General features: G+C 36.8%; 15 protein-coding genes. 6 read left to right on the top strand and 9 right to left on the bottom strand.

From position 1 onward, the window contains the following. Nucleotides 1-65: 65 nt before the first annotated feature. From A3Q34_RS15020 to trmJ, 4 genes are all read right to left on the bottom strand, one after another. On the bottom strand, nucleotides 66-1,280 hold the full coding sequence (locus A3Q34_RS15020) for an IscS subfamily cysteine desulfurase (protein ID WP_070376087.1): 1,215 nt from the start codon (nucleotides 1,278-1,280) through the stop codon (nucleotides 66-68). 32 nt (nucleotides 1,281-1,312) lie between these two features. Continuing rightward, entirely contained in the window at nucleotides 1,313-1,825 is a 513-nt protein-coding gene (gene iscR / locus A3Q34_RS15015; protein ID WP_070376086.1) for a Fe-S cluster assembly transcriptional regulator IscR, read from the bottom strand. A 172-nt stretch (nucleotides 1,826-1,997) separates the two neighbouring features. Beyond that, on the bottom strand, nucleotides 1,998-2,804 hold the full coding sequence (gene cysE / locus A3Q34_RS15010; protein WP_070376085.1) for a serine O-acetyltransferase: 807 nt from the start codon (nucleotides 2,802-2,804) through the stop codon (nucleotides 1,998-2,000). Between the two features lie 115 nt (nucleotides 2,805-2,919). Beyond that, nucleotides 2,920-3,726: a tRNA (cytosine(32)/uridine(32)-2'-O)-methyltransferase TrmJ gene (trmJ, locus tag A3Q34_RS15005; RefSeq protein ID WP_070376084.1), complete on the bottom strand. Its 807-nt coding sequence runs from the start codon at nucleotides 3,724-3,726 to the stop codon at nucleotides 2,920-2,922. A 351-nt stretch (nucleotides 3,727-4,077) separates the two neighbouring features. On the opposite strand from trmJ, the gene suhB reads away from it, so the two are divergent. Next, nucleotides 4,078-4,881, top strand: coding sequence for an inositol-1-monophosphatase (suhB, locus tag A3Q34_RS15000; protein ID WP_070376083.1), 804 nt, complete (start codon nucleotides 4,078-4,080; stop codon nucleotides 4,879-4,881). A gap of 171 nt (nucleotides 4,882-5,052) precedes the next feature. Then, nucleotides 5,053-7,920, top strand: a complete 2,868-nt coding sequence (locus tag A3Q34_RS14995) for a M16 family metallopeptidase (RefSeq protein WP_083278043.1) — start codon at nucleotides 5,053-5,055, stop codon at nucleotides 7,918-7,920. A gap of 102 nt (nucleotides 7,921-8,022) precedes the next feature. On the opposite strand, the gene A3Q34_RS14990 is transcribed toward A3Q34_RS14995, so the two are convergent. From A3Q34_RS14990 to prmB, 3 genes are read right to left on the bottom strand one after another with little or no spacing between them, the layout of a single operon-like run. After that, nucleotides 8,023-9,186, bottom strand: a complete 1,164-nt coding sequence (locus tag A3Q34_RS14990; protein WP_083278042.1) for an MFS transporter — start codon at nucleotides 9,184-9,186, stop codon at nucleotides 8,023-8,025. Between the two features lie 29 nt (nucleotides 9,187-9,215). Further along, on the bottom strand, nucleotides 9,216-10,307 hold the full coding sequence (gene aroC / locus A3Q34_RS14985) for a chorismate synthase (protein WP_070376082.1): 1,092 nt from the start codon (nucleotides 10,305-10,307) through the stop codon (nucleotides 9,216-9,218). Between the two features lie 53 nt (nucleotides 10,308-10,360). Then, nucleotides 10,361-11,305: a 50S ribosomal protein L3 N(5)-glutamine methyltransferase gene (gene prmB / locus A3Q34_RS14980; protein WP_070376081.1), complete on the bottom strand. Its 945-nt coding sequence runs from the start codon at nucleotides 11,303-11,305 to the stop codon at nucleotides 10,361-10,363. Nucleotides 11,306-11,587: 282 nt separating this feature from the next. On the opposite strand from prmB, the gene smrB reads away from it, so the two are divergent. Then, on the top strand, nucleotides 11,588-12,145 hold the full coding sequence (gene smrB, locus A3Q34_RS14975; RefSeq protein WP_070376080.1) for an endonuclease SmrB: 558 nt from the start codon (nucleotides 11,588-11,590) through the stop codon (nucleotides 12,143-12,145). A gap of 8 nt (nucleotides 12,146-12,153) precedes the next feature. On the opposite strand, the gene sixA is transcribed toward smrB, so the two are convergent. Then, a complete protein-coding gene (sixA, locus tag A3Q34_RS14970; RefSeq protein ID WP_070376079.1) occupies nucleotides 12,154-12,627 on the bottom strand; it encodes a phosphohistidine phosphatase SixA in 474 nt (157 codons plus the stop codon). 218 nt (nucleotides 12,628-12,845) lie between these two features. Here sixA and A3Q34_RS14965 point away from each other — a divergent pair, with 218 nt between their 5' ends. The 3 genes from A3Q34_RS14965 (at nucleotide 12,846) to A3Q34_RS14955 (ending at nucleotide 20,979) form a co-directional block, all read left to right on the top strand. Further along, nucleotides 12,846-15,629, top strand: a complete 2,784-nt coding sequence (locus tag A3Q34_RS14965) for an insulinase family protein (protein WP_070376078.1) — start codon at nucleotides 12,846-12,848, stop codon at nucleotides 15,627-15,629. A gap of 259 nt (nucleotides 15,630-15,888) precedes the next feature. Further along, a complete protein-coding gene (locus tag A3Q34_RS14960) occupies nucleotides 15,889-20,496 on the top strand; it encodes an EAL domain-containing protein (RefSeq protein ID WP_197517600.1) in 4,608 nt (1,535 codons plus the stop codon). 177 nt (nucleotides 20,497-20,673) lie between these two features. Continuing rightward, nucleotides 20,674-20,979, top strand: coding sequence for a hypothetical protein (locus A3Q34_RS14955; protein ID WP_070376077.1), 306 nt, complete (start codon nucleotides 20,674-20,676; stop codon nucleotides 20,977-20,979). A gap of 601 nt (nucleotides 20,980-21,580) precedes the next feature. Here the strand turns inward: A3Q34_RS14955 and fadJ are convergent. Further along, nucleotides 21,581-23,722 carry a fatty acid oxidation complex subunit alpha FadJ gene (fadJ, locus tag A3Q34_RS14945; protein WP_070377196.1) on the bottom strand — a complete coding sequence of 714 codons (2,142 nt, stop codon included), beginning with the start codon at nucleotides 23,720-23,722 and terminating at the stop codon, nucleotides 21,581-21,583. Nucleotides 23,723-23,739 lie beyond the last annotated feature (17 nt).

Here is a 23,739-nt window from a genome sequence, read left to right as displayed (position 1 = left end):
TCTCCTAATAGCGATGAACGAAACAAAATGCCCGCTCATCAGTAAAGTTTTTAGTGGGGATGCTCTTAGTGAGCAGCCCATTCAATTGAGTCTAGATCAATACCGTCTTGGAACATTTCCCAAAGTGGTGACATATCACGTAAATGCCCAATTGATTTTTGAATAAGTGTAATTGCGTAGTCTACTTCTTCAGTCGTGGTAAAACGGCCGAAGCTAAAACGAATTGAACTATGTGCCATTTCGTCATTTAAACCTAAAGCACGTAGAACATACGAAGGCTCTAAACTAGCTGAAGTACATGCAGAGCCAGAAGAAACCGCTAAATCTTTAAGCGCCATAATCAAAGACTCACCTTCAACAAAGTTAAAACTTACGTTTAAGTTACCCGGATAGCGATTATCAAAATCTCCGTTAACAAAAACTTGTTCCATGGTGTTCAAGCCAGCCCATAAACGATCGCGCATTTCAGTTACGTGAGCGATATCTTGAGTAATTTCTTCTTTGGCAATACGGCAAGCTTCACCTAAACCAACGATTTGATGCGTTGGTAATGTACCACTACGCATACCGCGTTCGTGTCCGCCGCCATGCATTTGAGCTTCAAGACGAATGCGAGGCTTACGACGCACATACATAGCGCCCATACCTTTTGGACCATAGAATTTATGTGCTGAAATTGACATTAAATCAATTTTCAACTTTTCCATGTCTACTTCGATTTTGCCGACACTTTGTGCACCATCAACATGGAAAACAATTTTACGTGCGCGACACATTTCGCCTATTGCAGCAACGTCTTGAATAACACCAATTTCGTTATTAACATGCATAATGCTAACTAATACAGTGTCATCACGCATAGCTGCTGCTAATTTATCAAGGTCAATCAAGCCATTGCTCTCAGGATCTAAATAAGTCACCTCAAAGCCTTGACGCTCTAGTTCGCGACAGGTATCTAAAACAGCCTTATGTTCTGTTTTACAGGTGATAACGTGCTTACCTTTTTTACGATAAAAGTTGGCAGCGCCTTTAATGGCTAAGTTATTTGACTCGGTAGCTCCTGAGGTAAAAACAATCTCACGAGGATCGGCATTAAGAAGCTCTGCGACTTGATTTCGTGCAATATCAACCGCTTCTTCAGCTTGCCAGCCAAATTTGTGTGAACGAGATGCAGGGTTACCGTAAAAACCGTCAGTAGTCATATACTGCATCATTTTTTCTGCAACACGTTTGTCTACAGGTGTTGTAGCTGAGTAATCAAAATAAATAGGAAGCTTCATTCGCTAACGTTCTCCAGTTTGACAACACGCATTTAGTGCATGTCGTGCATAATATTCTTGGTTTTAATTAATGTTTCTAATGACGGCATAACTTTGTTTGCTCGCGCATGCGCTTTGTCTTGTCGTCTAGACACTAATTTCACATTGCGTTGCTCGACAAGTTCGGCCAACGTTATGTTTTTTAAAAAATCTTCGATTCGGTCACTTAAACCTTCCCACAATGTATGGGTTAAGCATTCGTCACCGTTTTGGCAATTACCTTTACCGTCACATCTCGTCGCTTTAATAGATTCATCAACAGCATTGATAACATCAGCAATCGAAATTTTTGCAGAACACATCCCTAAGCGATAACCTCCGCCAGGACCTCTAATACTATTTACTAAGCCATATTTTCTTAAGCGAGAGAATAGTTGTTCTAAATATGACAACGAGATCCCCTGTCGCTCTGAAATATCGGCTAAAGGTACGGGTCCAGTTACTGCATGTATTGCTACATCTAACATAGCAGTTACGGCGTAACGCCCTTTTGAAGTCAGTTTCATTGTGTGCCCCTATCGAATCGTTAGCAATTTTACATAACCTTATAAAATAGTCAACTAAATACCCGACTGTTTTACTCAAGTATTCTACACCTGTTGTAAAAATAAGCAATTAATAGCAGATACCTAAGTTTGATAGGGATCAAACATCAGGTAACTCATCAATTATTTTCTATTAAATATCAGGATCAAATGACTCTACACGTTTTTCTCGACGTTTAGCTGCCGCTATTTCATCTTCAATAAATTCGCCAACTCGTAGTTCGGGTAGATCCTCTTGACACACTTCACCACCAAGATGATTGACTTCTTTACATAAGTCAGCGACTTTTTTATCCATTAAGTGCATATGATCAAGAACTCGCCCAATAGCTTTGGCGACAGGATCAGGATTATCCGAAGATACCGCATAGGCATCGAAACCAAACTTTTTAGCCACTTGGTCACGTTGTTCTTTTTCTGACTGGCTTTTTTCATTAACAATACGTGCCGGAATACCAACAGCTGTTGCATTAGCAGGCACATCTTTCACCACCACAGAGTTTGAGCCAACTTTACCGCCTTTACCGATAGTAATGGGGCCAAGGACCTGAGCTCCTGCACCGATAACCACGTTGTCTTCTAATGTTGGATGACGTTTACCGGCATTCCAGCTTGTGCCTCCCAGAGTAACACCGTGATACAAGGTAACATCGTTGCCAATCTCAGCGGTTTCACCAATAACGATCCCCATGCCATGGTCAATAAAAAAACGACGTCCGAGTGTTGCTCCTGGATGAATTTCAACACCAGTTAACCAACGTGAAAATGTTGATAAGCTACGCGCAAGTAAATACCAGTTATTTTTCCACAACTTATGGCTCAAGCGATGGATCCAAATGGCATGCATACCAGGATAATTGGTGAGAACTTCTAGTGTATTTCGAGCGGCGGGATCTCTATCAAAGACACTTTTAATATCTTCTCTGATACGGCTGAACATATTTCTATCCTTCTATATATTGGTTAAGGCAAGTACCAATATATACCCGTTATCGGTCAACATGCAGAATTTAGAAGGCACTTTGCATCGAAACGGGTATGATTGCTTACTTTTATTATTCTTTGTTTGCTTCTTTATCATTAGCTTTAGCGGCTCTTTGCACTGAAGCTAAGATTCCACGCATCATTTTGACTTCTTTAACATCGGGACGGGCACGATTGAATAAGCGGCGTAACTTAGTCATCACTAAACCTGGATGACTCGGCGTTATAAAGCCGGTTTCTTTTAAAGCATCTTCAAAATGTTGATAAAAGCGCTCAGTTTCGTCCATAATCGGATACTCGTCTTCATCAAGCGTCTTTTTGGGTAAATTTTTACTTAAATTTTCGCCTTTCGTTTGAAATGCTTTTTGTTGATCAATTAAAAAACTGGTCCGCACTTCATAACTTAAGGTTTGAACCGCCATCGCTAAGTTCAATGAACTGTAATCAGGATTAGCTGGGATTTGCACATGAAAATGACAAAGTTGTAATTCGTCGTTAGTTAAACCACTGCTCTCACGACCAAAAACTAAAGCAACTGGAAAGTTATAAGCTTCTTCGACAAGTTTTTCTCCACAGCCTCTTGGCTCCAACATTGGCCAAGGTAAAGTACGAGAACGTGCGCTGGTACCAACGACTAAACCACAATCACTAATAGCTTCCGCTAAAGTAGTAACTACCTTGGCATTTTTTAATACATCAGTAGCCCCTGCTGCTAAAGCTTGTGCTTGACCATTTGGCATTTCAATGGGATCAACTAATATAAGTTCACTTAACCCCATTGTTTTCATAGCGCGTGCGGCTGAACCAATATTACGACAATCGGAAGTATTAACTAATACAATCCGAACATTACTTAAAAGTGATGATTGCTCTGACATTATCTTAAATTACTCAATTTATAGTTAATTTATAAAATAAATTATACCTACTGGTATTAACTATCTAGATGGCTAAAATTGATAATAATATTACCATAGAACATTAACCTTGTGCTGAGAAAAAATCATCAAATTTATTGAAAATGGTTAGTGCGAAAAATTATGTGTTAGTTATTAAACATCTATGAAATTTTTTCTTTGATATTTTATATAAAAAACAATGTCGCTAATTACCGATAACTTTGCTATAATTTTCGCGCTTGAAAATCCGCTCGGCGGCAAGCCTCGTTCTTTATAAAAGTTGTTATACTGTTTAATTCTATTTACAAATATGTAAAAGGTAGTTTCTATATGCATCCTATGCTTAATATTGGTATTCGCGCTGCGCGTAACGCAGGTAAAGTTATTGTTCGTGCCATCGAACAATTAGATAAAGTTGAAGTTCAAGCAAAAGGGACAAATGATTTTGTCACTAGTGCTGACCTAAGCGCTGAAGAAGCCATTATTGAAACATTAAAAAAATCATACCCTAACCATACAATTATTGGTGAAGAATGTGGTGTGATTAAAGGAAAAGATGACGACTTCCAGTGGGTTATTGATCCAATAAACGGTACAACGAACTTTATTAAAGGCATTCCACATTTTTCAGTGTCTATTGCTTTGAAAGTCAAAGGTAAATTAGATCAAGCCATCATCTTTGATCCTTCTCGCGGGGAACTTTTTACTGCTAGTCGTGGTAAAGGCGCACAACTTAATGGCTTTCGTATTCGTGTAAAACAACATAAAGAACTCTCTGGTGCCATTGTTGCCACAGGTTTCCCATTTAAGCACAAGCAACACAGCAACGCTTACTTAGAAATGTTTAAAACATTATTTACTAAATCATCAGATCTTCGCAGCTCGGGCTCTCCAGCTTTAGATTTAGCTTATGTCGCTGCCGGACGTGTCGACGGATATTTCCAAATTGGTTTAAAACCTTGGGAATCTGCTGCTGGTGAATTATTAATTATTGAAGCCGGTGGTTTAGTCACTGATTTCGTTGGCGATCACAACCATACAGTTTCAGGTAATATTGTTGCTGCTTGTCCACGTTTATTAAAAACTATTCTAAAAGATATCCGCCCTCACTTAGGTGAAGCGTTAAATAAATAGTCACCGTTTAGATAAACAGATTTGAAAGAAGCGCTTACGGCGCTTTTTTTATATCTTGGTGATACTTATTAACATTAAATTTACTTTGTAACGTTACTTTTATTGGTGTTTGGATAAATAAAAGGCACAATATCAGCAATATTATTTAATCATTAAAATAAGGTTTCTCTCATGAAGTGGGCAGCGCTAAGCTTTTCATTATTAACCGTTCTTGCGAACACTGGCTGTAATACAGCAGAAAAATCAATTAATTCAGTAAAAATCAGCCAACAATCTGATCAGACCAATGTGGTTGATAACGCCATCAATATTGAATATAGCAAGTTCGTCTTAGCTAACGGCTTAGAAGTTGTACTTCATATAGACCGCTCAGACCCAGTTGTTGCTGTTGCATTAACGGCACATGTTGGATCCGCTCGTGAAACACAAGGACGAACAGGCTTTGCTCATTTATTTGAACATTTGCTTTTTCTTGAGTCTGAAAACCTGGGTAAAGGTGGATTAGACAAAATGAGTGCCCGTATTGGCGGCTCGGGTGCAAACGGCTCCACTAGCCGCGATAGAACAAATTACTATCAAACTGTCCCCAATGATGCTTTAGAAAAAATGATCTGGGCTGAAGCTGACAAACTAGGTTTTTTTATCAATACGGTGACCGAAGAAGTACTCGCCAAAGAAAAACAAGTGGTTAAAAATGAAAAAAGACAAAGTTATGACAACCGACCTTATGGTCATACACAGTATGTTATTGATAAAAATCTTTATCCAGAGAGTCACCCTTACAACTGGCAAGTGATTGGTTCATTATCTGATTTACAAAACTCAACACTTCAAGATGTTAAAGATTTCTTTAGAAGCTGGTATGTTCCCAATAATGTTACCTTGGTTATTGCCGGTGACTTTGATGAAGCACAAGCAAAAGCTTGGGTACATCAGTATTTTGATGAGATTAAGGCGGGTAATGAAATAACGCCCCTTGCCAAGCAAGCTGCAAATCTAACAATAACCAAGAAAATTTATCATGAAGATAATTTTGCTAAGTTACCCGAACTCAGCCTAACTTGGCCAACAGTCCCACAATATCACTCAGACAGTTACGCATTAAATGTTTTAGTTCAATTGCTAAGTGAGGGCAAGAAAGCCTTACTCAATAAAAAGCTAATTGATGAATTAACCTTGACCTCTCGAGTAACCATGTATCACTACCAATCAGAGTTGGCTGGCCAATTAATGGTAAAGGTAAGAGGCTTTGAGAAAACTGATTTAAACCAGATTGACCAAGCAATTAGTCAAGCACTTAACGAGTTTGAAACAAAAGGTTTTAGTGATGAAGATCTTGCTACGATTAAGGCAGGTCAAGAAACAGCCTTCTATCGTGGGCTTTCAAGTGTATTAGGTAAGGGCTTTAAATTAGCACAATATAATATCTTAACTCAAGATCCTGGTTTTATTAACCAAGAAGCTAAAAATATTTTAGCCGTCAACAAAGCAGATGTTTTACGTGTTTATCATCAATATATTAAAGACAAAAGTTTTGTTGCCACCAGCTTTGTACCGAAAGGCCAAAAAAACTTGGCATTAAAAAACTCTATAAAAGCACAAATTATTGAAGAAAAAATTGTCGCTAATGCCGAGCAAAGTTTTGATGTTGACCAGCAATCACGTTATGTAAATACGCCTTCAAGTTTCGATCGAGCCAGTGAACCTAAATATGGTGAAGCCCCAACGCTATCGGTACCTACCGTTTGGCAAAGTCAGTTAAGCAATGGGCTACATTTTTACGGGATAAAAAATAGCGAAGTCCCTTTAGTACAGCTTGAGATAACGTTTGCTGGTGGCTTATTATTTGATGATATACAAAAAGTCGGTGTCGCCAACTTGGTCGCTGAAATGATGAATAAAGGGACTAAGTATAAAAGTCCTCAACAACTAGAAGAAGCGATTAATAAACTTGGCGCTACCATTAGTATTTATGCGACTCAAGAGTCAATAAAACTGTCAGCCAGTACTTTAGCAAGAAACTATCAAGCAACTGTCGACTTGATCACAGAAATGCTCTTAGCGCCTCGCTGGGATGAAAAAGAGTTTACTCTCACCAAACAAGATATTATTAGTCAAATAATACAGCAGCAAACTAACCCCAACCAGTTGGCTAATAACCAAATGAATAAATTACTTTATGATAAAACTGATATTTTATCGAATAACTTATTAGGAACTTTACAGTCCGTTGAGGAAATCACTTTAGCTGATTTAAAAATATTTTATCAAACAAAACTGTCGCCAAATTTAACGGATATTCATATTGTTGGCGATATCGATGAAACAAGCGTATTAACGGCTTTTAAACAATTAGAAAAAAATTGGCTTAATACTAAGGCTGTTTTGCCTAAGATGTTACCGGCAGCGCTGCCCACCACATCAACCCTATATTTCTATGATGTGCCCGATGCTAAGCAATCACAGTTGAGAATTGGCTTCCCAGCCTTAAATGCTATGCATAAAGATTTCTATAGTGCTCAAGTGATGAATTATATTTTAGGCGGTGGTAGTTTCGCTTCAAAACTCACCCAAGAATTACGTGAAGGAAAAGGTTATACCTACGGCGTGCGTTCAAGTTTTAGCGGCAGTAAATCAAGTGGCGAGTTTATCATTAGCAGTGGTGTGCGCACCAATGTCACATTAGAGGCTATGGCATTAATAAAATCGCTGGTAGAAAATTATCAAACTGATTTTACTGAGCAAGATTTAGCAACCACTCAAAGCTATTATTTAAAGAGTAATGCGAGAAAATTCGAAACATATAACGCTAAACTGACCATGTTAGAAAATATTAGCCAATACAACTTGCCAATAAACTATGTATTAGCACGAGCAAAATCAGTTGAAAGCTTAACTCTGGCTAACGTCAAGTCTTTAGCCAATCAACATTTACATCATCAACAAATGATTTACTTAGTGGTAGGTGATGCAAAATCACAACTACCACGTTTAAAAGGATTAGGGTTAGGAGAGCCGATTCTTTTAAATGTTAATTAATTAATTAATTAAGAAAGATGAATGTCAGTCTAGTGATTAACCACTAGGCTGACAAATATATTGAGTACAAAAAGATATAAAGGGTGACAGCGAGTTTAAGGCTTAACCACTGATATTGATTTGTTGCCTATCTTGCATGAATAACACTAACACAAAGCCAATAAATGCCGCAGAAGCCGCTAGATTATAGGCAAGTTCACTGCCTTGCCCTCCTTGCCAAACGATACCGGCAATATAAGCGCCAATCGCACCACCTAGACCATAAACACCACCGACATAAATAGCTTGGCCACGATTTTGTTGGTCGTGATTAAAATGTTGATGGATAAATTGGATAGAAACACTATGGTACAAACCAAAACTCAGCGCATGTATGCACTGTACTAAAACAAGTACCCAAATGACATCGGCAAAACTACCCGTCATAAACCAACGTAACGAGGTGAGTAATATACTGATGGCCAGCAAAGTTTTTAGTCGGAAGTATCGAAAGAATATACTCGCATAGATAAAAATAAGAATTTCAGCCAATACCGAGATGGTAATGAAGATACCAACCGCAAATCCCGGATAAGCGAGCTCTCGAAGGTAAAGCGCAAAAAAACCATAATAAGGACCAAAACTCATTTGTAACATCAGGCCAGCAAGAAAAAAGAATATAAATGAACGACTGAATATTTTATCGCTGATTTTTTCGATCTGCTGCACAGGATTTTTAGCCTTTTTTGCAGGGGTGAGTTTCATGCTTGAAAGAAATAATCCCGCTAGCACAATGACACCTAAATAAGTAAAAGCATCTGCGGAATATCGTTCAATTAAATCCCCAGCTATCACAGCCAAGAAAATAAAACCGATACTACCCCATAAGCGTATACGCGCATAAATTTTAGCACTACGTCTAATAGAATTAAGAGTAAGCACTTCAAGCTGAGGTAAAACAGCGGTCCAGAACAAGCTAAAAATCGCTAAACAAAAAACAACAGGCCAATAACCGTTTAGCCAAAAAAGTAATGAAAAACTCAATAATGCCAACAAGGCACCACTGCGAATAATGGCTAATTGTTTACCTGATTTATCGGCGGCAAAAGCCCAAAAGGTTGGACCAATGATTTTAGTGGCTGTAATAATAGCCAGAATTTCACCTATTTCAATTGAGCTAAAGCTTTTGGCATCAAGAAAAACAGGTAGGAAGGGAATGATCAAGCCTAATATAGCAAAATACCAAAAGTAACTCGAAGACAGTCTGACGAACTTAACTGATGTCATCACTTTTGGTTTTTAATAATAAAGACGACTTAGGCTTCTATATCAGGTGTTACACAAACGACATCAGCATTTTGTCCACGATGACGTAAAAAATGATCCATCAAGGTTAGTGCTAACATGGCTTCAGCAATAGGAACCGCACGAATACCCACACAAGGGTCGTGGCGACCTTTAGTCACTAGGTCAGTCGCTTTACCATCTAAATCAATGGTTTTACCACTAACACCAATACTTGAAGTTGGTTTCATCGCAATATTTGCAACAATACTTTGTCCTGATGAAATTCCGCCTAAAATGCCTCCACTGTGGTTACTTGCAAACCCCTCAGGCGTTAACTCATCGCGGTGCTCAGAGCCTCTTTGATTGACGACAGCAAAACCATCACCAATTTCAACACCTTTAACAGCATTTATGCCCATAAGCGCATGAGCGATATCGGCGTCCATTCGATCAAAGATAGGTTCACCTAAACCAACAGGAACGTTAGTGGCTCGGACCATAATTTTAGCGCCAATAGAATCCTTTTCACGAATAATACCACGCAATAATTCGTCTAAGGCTTCAAGTTTAGTTTCGTCAGGAAAGAAAAATGGATTGTTTTCTACAATATCCCAATCAATGTTAGTTGCGCAAACATCACCTATTTGGGTAACACACCCCTGAATTTCAACATTAAATTTTTCTTTTAAGTACTTTTTAGCTACGGCGCCTGCGGCAACTCGCATAGCGGTTTCACGTGCTGACGATCTTCCGCCGCCACGATAGTCACGAATACCATATTTTTGCCAATAGGTATAATCGGCATGACCTGGACGAAAGCTCTGCGCGATATTTCCATAATCTTTTGAACGTTGATCGGTATTTTCAATTAACAGCCCAATAGGCGTTCCTGTGGTTTTGCCTTCAAAAACACCCGACATTATTTTAACCTGATCGGCTTCACGACGTGCCGTAGTATAACGAGAAGTGCCAGGACGACGACGGTCAAGATCATCTTGTAAGTCAGCTTCTGATAAAGCGAGTCCTGGCGGACAACCATCAATAATTGCACCTAAGCCTAAACCATGGCTTTCACCAAATGATGTTACGGTAAATAATTTTCCAAAGGTATTGCCTGACATGAATATATCTTCTCTCTATTATTTGAATACACGATTACGGTAAATAAGCTAAATTACTTTTGTTCAAATGCTTGCGTAAAACTATTTTGATGGCTTGTTAACTGTTCTTTAGTCAACATAAACACACCATGACCACCATTTTTAAAGGTTAACCACGTAAAAGGCACCTGTGGATAAACATGCTCAACATGAATTTGAGAATTACCTACTTCACAAATTAAAACACCGTTCTCATTTAAATGACTCGCCGCTTGAGCAAGAATTTCACGAACAATATCTAAACCATCGACACCCGAACCTAAGCCCATTTCTGGCTCATGTAAGTATTCTTGCGGTAATGCGTCAACGTCTTCTTGATCAACATAAGGTGGATTAGTTACGATTAAATCATAACTTAGCCCCTCAACCCCAGAAAAAACGTCAGATTGAATTGGAATAACTTGTTCTGTTAAACCATGATTTTCAATATTAATTTGCGCAACATTTAATGCATCAATTGATAAATCGAGCGCATCAACCTCGGATTCAGGAAATGCTACCGCGCAAGCAATGGCAATACAGCCGCTTCCCGTACATAAATCAAGAATACGTTTAGGTGGATTTTCTGGTGAAAAATTTGGCGAAAAGTGTTGCTCTATTAATTCACCAATAGGGGAGCGTGGTACTAAAACCCGCTCATCAACATAAAAAGGTAAGCCAACAAATTGAGCATGATTAGTTAAGTATGCAGCCGGCAGTTGTTCGACGATACGGCGTTCAATTAAGGCCAATACCGCTGATTTTTCAGTGGATGTTAAACGACAATTAAACACTTGTTCATTTAGCTCTACTGGCAAGTTTAAAGCGAACATCACTAAAGTTATAGCTTCATGCCACGCATTATTAGTACCGTGACCAAAAAAAAGCTCGGCTTGATTAAATTCACTGGTGGCAAACCTTAGATAATCACCTATGGTAAACAGTTCATCCTTAATCGGTGAAAAATCAACTTCGTTCACATTTACTCTCTTTATTTAACAAGTTTTATAAGGGGTACTATAACAATTAAATTAATTAATGGTGCAAATTTAAATGAAGATAAATTTTCAAGAACAAGACGATTGATTGACTAATAGCTGGCTATTGTGATTAAAAGCAACGCTGTTTTTGGATATTTAGAGCATTAACATTGATCATTGAGTTAATTTACTGAGTATTATAACCTTTTGCTTGTTATTGCCCACAGATGTTTTTAGAATTTGAATTGTTTTCCCTCTTAAAGTAAGAATGTAGTTTCCAAGATGAAATTTAAAGACGCATTGACACACGATGAAAAAGATTTATTTATGCAAGCTATTGGTAAAGTAAAGCCAATTGTGCAAGATAAAATTGCGCCTATAAAAAAGCAAAGCAAAAATCAATCTTTACATCTTGGAAAAAACAAAGCTGATGCGAAGAAAAAACAACATGCTGAGTTCTATTTTTCTGATGAGTTTGAACCAAATCTGAATCAGCAAGGGCCGATGAAATATGTGCGTGAAGATGTTGACAGCTTTGAGGCTAAAAATTTAAGACGCGGTCAGTACGCACCCGATTTAATTTTAGATTTACATGGTTTAGACCAGAAAACAGCCAAATTAGAAATTGCCGCGCTAATGTTTGCTTGTAAAAAAGAACATGCGAAGTGTGTCTGTATTGTACATGGCTTAGGTTCACAGGTACTAAAGAATAAAGTCCCACATTGGCTAGTACAGCACCCTGACGTAATGGCTTTTCATCAAGCACCACTTGAGTGGGGTGGTAATGGCGCATTATTGGTTTTAGTTGAACTTAATGATCGCTTCGCTGATATTATCTAACCAAAGCACTAAAGACTGTTGGGTGTCGTATGCGAAACTAACCGCCCTTTCGCGGTACTTATATCATAATCAATAACCGCAATAGAGGCGGTTTCAAATAACGGCGCATGTTGACCACAGGTAAACTCTTCCACTAAATAACAGACCAAAGGCATATGTGAAACAATAAGTACATTTGCCTGGGCATTATCGATGAAAGTGACATCAATATAATTATGCATTTGTTGAGCTGAGTCTTCTGGCGTTATAAATTCAAGCGTGGTTAGAGTTGTTGTAGTTGCTAAGATGTTTTTTACAATTTTTGCGGTTTGTTGAGCACGAACATAAGGGCTAACAAAAATAGCATCAAAGTGCTCTTTTTGATGGACCAATTTCTTTGCCATTATTTCAGCTTCACCTTGACCAACGGCAGTTAATTCACGACCTTTATCAGAAGGAGCCATTGCTTGGGCTTGACCATGTCGCATTACAAATATTCGCATAAATTTTCCAAATAACATCATTTTTTCAAATCGATGGCATTTTAGCGCTTATTTCAGTCTATAGTATAGATAATTAATAGATAAATTAAGAATACAATAGACTCTAGTTAGTGCTTCAGGTAATTTAACTAGATAATTAAAATAATCTTAGAAACAAACGCTTACCTTTCCAGTGTTCGTCACAAATGAGGTTGCTGCAGTGTTTGCCGGAGCCGATATTGAAACAAAGCCCAAATGACAACAAGCAATATAAAACCTTAACATTAGCTAATGGCTTGCGTGTTCTATTAGTTCATAATGAACAAACCAATAAATCAGCTGCAGCATTGGCGGTAAATATTGGCCACTTTAGCGACCCTAGCAACCGCGAAGGTTTAGCCCATTTTCTAGAACACATGCTATTTTTAGGCACTAAGTCTTATCCTGACGGCAGTGAATATCAAAAATATATTAGTCAACATGGCGGCAGTAATAATGCATGGACAGCAACTGAGCACACCTGTTTTTTCTTCGATATTCAACATCAACATTTTACCTTTGCTTTAGATCGATTTAGCCAGTTTTTTATCAGCCCGTTACTCTCACAAGAGTTTGTTGAAAAAGAACGCCAAAATGTTGATGCTGAATTTAAACTTAAACTTAAAGACGATATTCGTCGTCTATACGATGTCCACAAAGATACTATTAATCAAGCCCATCCTTTTTCAAAATTCTCGGTTGGTTCAATTGATACACTAGCCGACAGAAAAGAAAGCGACCTAACAACCGAAATACGTGATTTTTTTCAACAGCATTATCGTGCCAACATAATGACACTTGTATTAGAGGGGCCACAGTCACTTGATGAGTTATCGCAATTAGCAAAGAATAAATTTACCGATATAAAAGCCGCAACCTCAACCCCAAAAACAATAGATATACCGCTTTATTTACCTGAACACCAACAAATAAAAATCAATGTAAAACCGGTAAAGAATGACAGACAACTTATTGTTAGTTTTGCAATGCCTAGCATTGATCCTTACTACCGTAACAAACCAGAATCTATTTTGACCTATTTACTGGGCCATGAGGGTAAAGGCAGTATATTGTCTTATCTTAAAAAACAGCGTTGGGCACTTAGCTTAACCGCTGGTTCAGGGGTAAATGGTTCAAACTTTAAAGATTTCAATTTAAGTATTTCGCTTACTGAATTAGGTGAGCAGCATATTAACGAAATCATTAGCAGTATTTTTTCTTATCTAAATTTAATGAAAAGCAAACCTGTTGATGAGTTTTATTATCAAGAAAAGCAGGCAATCGCTAATTTAGCGTTTAATTACCAAGAAAAACTAAAACCATTAGATTCTGTTTGTCAGTTAGTTATTAACATGCAGCATTACGGATCCGAAGATTATATTTACGGTGACTACATAATGGATGGTATGCAACAACAAGAAATCAATGTCTTGTTGGGCTATTTATCAGCAAGTAATATGCGCATTATTCATATTAGTGCGCAAAATGAATTTGATAAAAATAGTTTTTGGTACCAAGTCCCTTTCAGTATTGAAAAAATAACTCAACTGCAAATTAACACTTGGGAAAATGAAGCATTAACAGCTAATTTTTCTTTGCCGCTAAGTAATCCTTATATTGTCGAAGAGCCCAAAATATATCCGTGTAAACCTGTTGCTAAGCAGGGTAATAAAACCCCCAAATTAATTGAAAAAATTGATGGTTTATCTGTATGGTTTAAACAAGACAGTACTTTTATTGTCCCCAAGGGCTATATTTACATAGGTATTGATGCCCCCCTAACGATAAAAGACAGCAAACATATAGCAATGACACGGTTATTTGTTGATTTATATAGCGATGCTGTTATTGAACAGCATTATGATGCTGAATTAGCTGGAATTCATTACCATCTGTTTTCGCACCAAGGTGGTATTACCTTACAACTATCAGGGGTTAGTACTAAACAAGACAAGTTACTCGAACAGTTATTGATAAGTCTAGTCACTGAGAATTTCATTGAAGAAAAGTTTGAGTTATTTAAAAAACAATTGATTAACCACTGGCATAACGCGCAAACCAGTAAATCTATTTCACAATTATTTTCGATTCTTAGCTCAACAATGCAACCTAAAAACCCAACAAGTAGTTCACTCGCTAACGCGCTAGAAAACACTTCTTTTGAAGAGTTTGTCACCTTTAGAAAACACTTGTTTGATGAGATAACTATTGAGGCGTTAATGCATGGCAACTGGTTACCTGAACATGCGTTGAAATTTAGTGAACAATTAAAGGCAGCATTTAGTCATCATTATTCAAATAAGTATGCCGTTAATGTACCTGTTCTTGATATTGAAGACCAAGGTGACATTCACCTTCCTTTGCATTTACCAGAACATGATCATGCTGCCGTGGTGTATTACCCGTTCGTAGGAAAAGATTTAACAACAATAGCGATAACGATGATCGCCAGCCAAATATTGTCACCCCTATTTTTTCAAGAAATGCGCACTGAAAAACAATTTGGTTATCTGGTAGGGGTTGGCTTCATTCCTATTAATCGTTATCCAGGTATCGCTTTCTATATACAGTCACCGCACGTTGACGCCATTGTTTTAGTAAAAGAAATAAACGAGTTTATTAATAGAGCACAGGACAATTTAACACTGTTATCTGAGCAAGATTGGCAACATATTCAACAAGGTTTGGCGAGTCAATTACAAGAAAAAGACTCAAGTTTACGAATAAAGAGCCAACGATTTTGGGCCGCTATTTGTAATAAAGAAACGAATTTCGATGAGAAACAACAATTGATCAACGTTATTTTGTCATTGACGATTGATGATATTAGCCGCTTCTTTACTCAACAACTTTTATTTAACAACAACACCGACAGGATAACCTTAGCGAGTTACCAAGAAAACATTGCGGAAAATGATGAGAAAACATTGCAGCACAATGAAAGTATTGAAAAAAAATTAAAAAATTGTCAAAGAAAATACTAAACCTGCCGATAAAATATTAGAGCTAATGATATTAACTTATCTGAGTATCTTATTCATATAAGGGTAAATAAGTTGACTTAGCTCTAGCCATGATTTTTAATGTGGCTTGATGCAATATAAATAACAAAAATAATAAAATTGCTTGCTTAATTTATACCGTTCAAACGGTCAAATAATTCATTATAAATATTTTTCTTCTATTTTATATTATGAGTGGTGTAAATAAGCCTAATTGAAGCTTCTATCCAAGGTTGTATTTGTGCTTAATTTTTTTCCAAAAACTCATTTTATAAAATCCCAACAGTTCTTCCGCATTTTATGTTTACTCACTCTCACGTTAATATTTGGTATCCAAAGTGCTTTGGCTGAACAAAAAACAACAGAAAATCTCATTGCAGAAAACACCTCACTATCCAGCCAAGCCACTTTAAAATTCAAGCATTTACTATCTGCTGACGGCTTAAGCAAAGATAATGTTTTTGATATCGCCCAAGATCTTGATGGTTTTATATGGATAGCGACAGAAGATGGCCTTAATAGGTATGACGGCAAGAGCTTTGTACATTATCGAAAAAACTTAGAAGACCCTAACTCCATTGCAAATAACTTTATCCGTAAGGTTTTTGTTGATAAGGATGGTGTGCTTTGGGTGGGAACTGCAAAAGGGTTAAGCAAGTATAATGTACTACTTGATAATTTTGAGAGTTTCTACCATCAAGACGGAAATAATGAATCATTAAAAGACGATATGATTTGGGATATATATCAAGATAATGCTGATAACATTTGGGTTTCTACCACAGATAGCATTCATAAATTTGACATAACAAATAATAATTTTAAACAAATAAAAATTCATGGGCTTGAAGATGAATTAAGAGAAATAAAAACTATTTATCAAGATTTGAAAGGAAACTTTTGGTTTGGCAGCTACGATAAGGGCATTTTTTTAGTGAATGAAAATCTAAATTATGCTGCATCATTACAAAAAGAAAACAATAAGTTCCATATAACTATTTCAGCAAAATCATTATTTGATATAAAAGAAATTAATGGTAAATACTGGTTAGGTACAGACAATGGTATTTATGTTTTAGATGAAAACTATAATCAAATCGACAGTTACAATACAACTCATCCAACCAATATACTTATTTCCAATAAAGTCAGAAGTATAGTGCTCAGTGATGATTCAACAATTTGGATTGGCACCGAAAATGGATTAAATATTATTGATCCACTATCAAAAAGTGTAAGAACATATCAAAAAGATCATGCAAACAGTATTTCCAATAATAGCATTCACAGTATTATCAAGGATATGACCGGGAATTTATGGTTGGGTACATATGGAAAAGGGGTAAATGTATTTTTTAATGACTCGCTTCATTTTCAGCATTATTCAAATGGAATCCTCAATGCTTACATTAGTCGACTGGTAGAAACTACTGATGGTAAAATTTGGTTTAATGAAGTAGATGTCGGTATAAACTATATAAGAAACAAAACATCAGGTAATTATATAAAGGCCACAGAAAACAAAGAAATTTACCATATCGAAGCAGATAATAAGAATAACTTATGGCTGAGCACTAAATCAAACGAGTTATTTGTATATAAAGTTACCTCTGAAGAAACGGTAGAAATTAAAGACTGGAAAGAAAAATCAGCTTATGGGAGGAGTTATCCTTTCAAAGTGTTTAATAATAAAGTTTGGTTTATAGATATTAATGGCAAACTAACAACATACCTCATGTCTAAAAATGAGTTTAGCCGTTATGATCTGAAAGCAAATAAGCGCTTGAAAACTTTTGATATCGATATTGAAAACAATACTCTTTGGGCAACATCAACGGATAATCAATTAGTCTCGATTGACTTATCAAGTCCACCTTATAATAAAAATAGTTTTAACTATCATAAAATTAACGACATTAAATATTTGTCAACAATAGGGGTAACTTCTATAAAAGTCTCTGATTCATGGATTTGGTTAACCTCTCAGCAAGGTATTTTGCTCTATGATAAGGAAAGAAAGACGACTACTTATTTTAATAATAGTCACAAATTATTGAGCAATGCTATTGAAGCCATTCTTTTAGATAATAAAGAAAATGCGTGGTTTGCGACAAATGGAGCTATTACTTTAATTAACCCTTTTACAAAAGAAGTTAAAAATTTTGGTAAAGACCTACACCTTTCAGGTAAAGATTTCATAGAATTTTCTGCTTTAAAAACCATCAACAATGAGTTTATTTTCGGTAGTCAAAAAGGGGTTTTTAAATTTCAGCCACAAAAAGTTATACAAATAACACAAGTATTAAATATTCCAGTATTAACAAATTTATTAATCGCCAATAAAAAAATCAAAGTAAACGATCAAGAAGCCTCTTCAAAAGAGGGTGATTTTTATCTAAGTAGACAGCTAAGTCAGTTATCCAACTTAACCTTAAAACATGAACAATCACCCTTTACCATTGAATTTATTTCGCCCAATGCAAAATATCCTGACCAAATAGGATACCGATATCGTTTATTAAATTTAGAAGAAAATTGGATTGATGCGGGTAAAAACAACTACCGAGCGACCTATACCAACCTGAGTCACGGTGATTATATCTTTGAAGTTGAAGTCTATGATTTACTAGGTACTGTTCCAAGTCAAAAAAGTACCTTAAACATCCATATTCTCGCTCCTTGGTGGTTATCAAAAACCGCCATTAGTATTTATACCATGCTTTGCTTTTTAGTGATTGGTTATGTGGTTCAGCAAATACGCCATAAGCGTTTATTTCACTTACAAATTCAAAAAAGTGAAGAGCGTTTGAAACTTTCCTTATGGGGAAGTGGCGATGAAATGTGGGATTGGAATATAATCACTGGCAAGATATATCGCTCAAATATTTGGGGGATCTTAGAATTTCCACAAGATGGTAAACGTAACGTCGGCTCAGATAAAACCAATATTAACGAACATGATATCGCGCGAGTTCGTGATGCAATAAACGACCATTTCGATAACGATACCGACCATTTTGAAGCGACCTATCGTGTTAAAAATAAAGATGATAAATGGATATGGGTACTTGATCGCGGAAAAATAGTTGAACGTGATGAAAAAGGCACCCCAACGCGTATGACAGGTACTTTAAAGGATATAAGCCGCATAAAAAAAGCTGATGAACGTTTAAAGTTATTTGCCAAGTGTATTGAAAATATTTCAGATGCGGTTGTTATATACGATCGTGCTTTTAATATTGTTGATGTCAATAAATCTTACCAGCGTATTACACAAAAAACGCGTAAAGAAATGCTTGGTATAACCTTAGAATTTGCCCAATATCCAAAAAGTTTCACCAAAGATGTAAAAAAGCACTTAATTACCAAAGGCAGTTGGCACGATGAAATAGAAAGTAAACGTGATAATGGCGAAGAGTATTTAACCGACCTTAATATCGATGTGATACTTGATGAGAATAAGAGTATTTCTCACTTTGTTGGTGTGTTTTCTGATATAACTAAACGCAAAGAAACCGAAGCCGAACTGCGTAAATTAGCCAATAGTGATACCTTAACGGGCCTCCCTAATCGTTCATATTTTCAAGCTAATCAAACTCTGCTAGTTAATAAAAAAGCCCCTCATGCTCTACTGGTTTTTGATTTAGATAATTTTAAAAAGATTAATGACTCTATGGGGCACGAAGTTGGTGACGTGCTTTTATGTCAGGTAGCAAAAAGAATGCAAGCTGTTGGCAGAAAGCAAGATACGGTTTACCGCTTAGGTGGTGACGAATTTAGTATTATTATTGAAAACACCAACGATATCCATACGATCACCAGTATTGCTAAAGATGTGCTAACGACCATTGCACAGCCGCTGAAACTGAGAAATCAAGAAGTGGTTCTTTTTAGTAGCTTAGGTATTGTACTTTACCCTGAAGATGGCATATCCCCGCAAGAGCTACTGAAAAATGCCGATACGGCCATGTACCATGCTAAAAATAATGGTGGTAATAAGTATCAGTTCTTTAGTGACTCAATGAACAAAGCTGCCGTGAAGCGTTTACAAGTAGAAAGCTTAATACGCCATGGTTTAAAAGAAGATTCTTTCTCCGTATTCTATCAACCTAAGATTGAAATTTCTACCGGTAAAGTGGCTGGTATGGAAGCGTTAGTGCGTTTCGAAACCCCTAAAAAAGGCATCATTAGTCCAATAACTTTTATCCCTATATCGGAAGAAACAGGCCAAATAATTGACATTGGCGAAGTGGTTTTAAGAAAGTCATGTTTTGCCACAAAAAAGTGGGTTGATGCCGGCTTATTTACAGGTCGTGTTGCGGTTAATTTATCTGCGGTGCAATTTACACAACCTAACTTAGTGGGCATGATCGCTGACATTCTCAAAGAAAGCCAATTACCCGCAAAGTACCTTGAATTAGAAATAACGGAAGGTACGGTAATGGACTCACCCCAAAAAGCCATTGATATTATGTTGCAAATTCGAGCTATGGGTATTCACTTATCGTTAGATGATTTTGGTACTGGCTACTCATCGCTCGCTTATTTAAAGAAGTTTCCGCTTAATACCTTAAAAATAGATAAAGCTTTTGTGGATGATATTGAAGAGTCAGAGCAAGGTCGTAATATGGTTGCCACTATAGTAACTATTGCACATAACTTAGGTATGCAGGTAGTCGCAGAGGGTGTAGAAACCAATCAACAGCTTAAATTCCTCTCTGGTTTACGTTGTGAGCAACTACAAGGTTATTTATACAGTAAACCATTACCCGAAGGCGACTTTCAAAAATACCTACTTTCTTATCAAATTACCAAGGCATCGACAAGTTTTGGCAAACCGTCATTTTAATGCCATATTTTAGCTTAGAAGACTAAAGTAACCTCTCTGCAGCTTACAAAATATTGACACGCATGTGTCGCCATAAAAACCATCCTAAAAGCCTTATTTAATAAGGCTTTTACTTTTTGGCACAGTACGTGCTTTATCATTTATGAAATTAATAATAATAAATTAAGGAAATTTTAAATGATTAGCTCACTTATTTTATCTCTAGCAATGTCAGCATCACCAACACCAATTATTGAGTCAAATTCATTAATACTCAATGAAGTTGGCAAATCTAAAGCAGAAGTTCGTATTGGAAAATCTAAAGCAGAAGTTCGTATTGGAAAGTCTAAAGCAGAAGTTCGTATTGGAAAGTCTAAAGCAGAAGTTCGTATTGGAAAGTCTAAAGCAGAAGTTCGTATTGGAAAGTCTAAAGCAGAAGTTCGTATTGGAAAGTCTAAAGCAGAAGTTCGTATTGGAAAGTCTAAAGCAGAAGTTCGTATATAGGAAATAAATATGATCAACTTATTTAAAGCTCTATTTGTAACAACTAAAGCAAACCCTATTGCTGCTAGCATTGAAATTAAAGAGATGCCAGCCAGTAAGTGGTGGAAGTAATAATCATTGAACCACTATTTTCAATGGTTAGTTTGAAGAAAGGCACTGTTTGCTACAAGGAATGTAGCTGTCTTATTTTACCTAGAGTGGTAAAGAATAATTACTTTTAAAAGCGTCTAAGCTTTTAAAATTAGTGTGTTGAAGCCAAACATTTCATTCATTTTCATCCGTTTCTTCATACAGAACATTGGCCAAATGAAAGGCCCAAAAACTAATCCTGCACATGCCCAACGCTTCAAACCTAAACCACTTCGTAATGCCTGGCAGTAAAAGAACATCGAACAAACAACACTGACAACCGCTAAAAATAACAACATAATATTTACCGCTAAACTGACTAAAAGAATGGCTAAAACTTTATAAGCAAAATATAACTAATTTAGAGTATTTATTCAACTTATTTTTAAAGGGTAAAAAGCATAAAAAAAGAGGCATTAAATTGCCTCTTTTTCGTTAAATTGCCACCGAGGTGGCATAACATTGCCTGTTACTAATAATATTTATTACCGGTTTCAGCCATGGTAATTAATGCCTGACAAGGCTTGAAGCGTTCGCCTAGTTCACTACTCCACAGGTTCAACTTATTAACAATTACTTCTGCACCTAACATATCGATATAATGGAATGGTCCACCTAAAAATGGTGGAAATCCGATACCGAAGATAGCGCCGATATCACCGTCTCTAGCATTACGAATAATACCTTCATCTAAACACCTAGCAGCTTCATTCAACATCATAAAAACACAGCGCTGGACAAGTTCATCATTTGTTTTTTGATCTTTAATGATGATATTTAATAATGGATAGACAGATTCATCAACAAGTTTTTTGGTGACTTTTTTGCCATTTTTATCTTTATAGAGGTAAAAGCCTTTCTGCACTTTTTTACCTAAACGTTTATTGGCAATAAGTTTATTAAATGCTTCTGGTGCAGCAAATCGCTCGCCTAATTCAGCTTGTAAAATAGGACCAATTTTAGCGCCTATATCAATACCCACTTCATCTAGTAATTGTATCGGTCCAACAGGGAAGCCAAACTTAACCAGTGCTTTATCTAACTTACCAATCGATTCGCCTTCGAGTAATAATAAGGCGGCTTCATTCATGTAAGGCGCTAATATACGATTAACATAGAAACCCGCTTTGTCTTTAACAACTATCGGCGTTTTACCTTGTTTTTTAGCAAAAGCAACTGTCGTTGAAATAGTTTGATCAGAGGTTTTTGAATGTGCAATAATTTCAGCTAACGGCATTTTATCTACCGGAGAAAAATAATGCAGTCCAATGACATTTTCAGGGCGTAAAGCCTTTGCTGCTATTTGTCCGATAGGTAAACTTGAGGTATTACTCGCAAAAATAGTGTCTTCAGCACAAATACTTTCCATGTCATCAACCATTTTTTGCTTTAATGACAAGTCTTCAAAAACAGCTTCTATAACCATATCAACGTTTTTAAAACCGCTATAATCAACACAACCCGTAATTTTAGCCAATTGCTTTTGCATTTCACTTTTCAACATAAAGCGACGTTTAACTTTTTTGTTGAGTATGTCATAACCATATTTCATCGCATGGCTGATACCTTGCGGCGCAATATCTTTAATACGTACATCAACATTCGCTTTAGTTGCACTAACAAAAGCAATACCACCGCCCATTAAGCCACCACCTAAAACGCCAATTTGGCTAATCGGCTTAGCATTAACGCCTTCGATGCCCTGCTCTTTTTTCATGTCGGTAGTAGCAAAAAATATTTGTCTTAATTGAGCTGATTCTGGTGACATAACGAGTTCACCAAAATGATCGGCTTCAGTTTGGTAACCACTGACCGATGATTTTTCGATACCACTGCGTACACTGTCAATAATTTTGAGGGGCGAAGGATAATTGCCTTTGGTTTTAGCTAATACAGATTTAGTCGCCTGATTGAAAATTATTTTACGGCCAACCGCATTACCTTCAAGTGCCTTATCTAAAACACTGATTTTGCGTTGACTCTTTTTAATCTTACTCGCTTTACCTTGCGCCGCTAGCACTAAGTTTTCAGCAGCAGAAATTAAAATACTGTTTGGCACAACATCAACAACCAAGCCCATCTTCAAGGCTTGTTTCGCGCGTAATTGTTTTCCTGTTAGCATCATATCTAATGCTTTTTGAATACCAACCAATTTTGGTAAACGCTGCGTACCACCGCTCCCCGGTAATAAGCCTAACTGTACTTCAGGTAAACCCAAGGCTGTTTTGCCATTATCACTACAAATACGAGCATGACACGCCATAGCAAGTTCAAGTCCGCCGCCTAGGCAAGCACCATTAATAGCAGCAACAACAGGAATTGAGAGGTTTTCAATTTGATCAAATATCATTTGCCCATTGCGAGAAAGAGCCGTTGCTTCACTCGCACTTTGACAGCTCGCCAGCATATTAATATCTGCGCCAGCAACAAAAGAATCTTTTTTGCCACTGATTAAGACAACACCTTTAATCGTATTGTCATTACGTATTTCTTTTAATACCGTATCAATTTCTTCAGAAAACTCAGCTTTTAAGGTATTCATGGATTCGCCAATCACGTCCATCACTAAATGAGCAATACCATTGTCTTGGCGAATTAATGTAAACGTACTCATATTGTTACTCTCTTGTT

Origin of the sequence: Colwellia sp. PAMC 20917, assembly GCF_001767295.1 — a bacterium.
Taxonomy (GTDB): Bacteria; Pseudomonadota; Gammaproteobacteria; order Enterobacterales; family Alteromonadaceae; genus Colwellia_A.
This window is presented reverse-complemented; position numbering and strand designations above follow the sequence as displayed.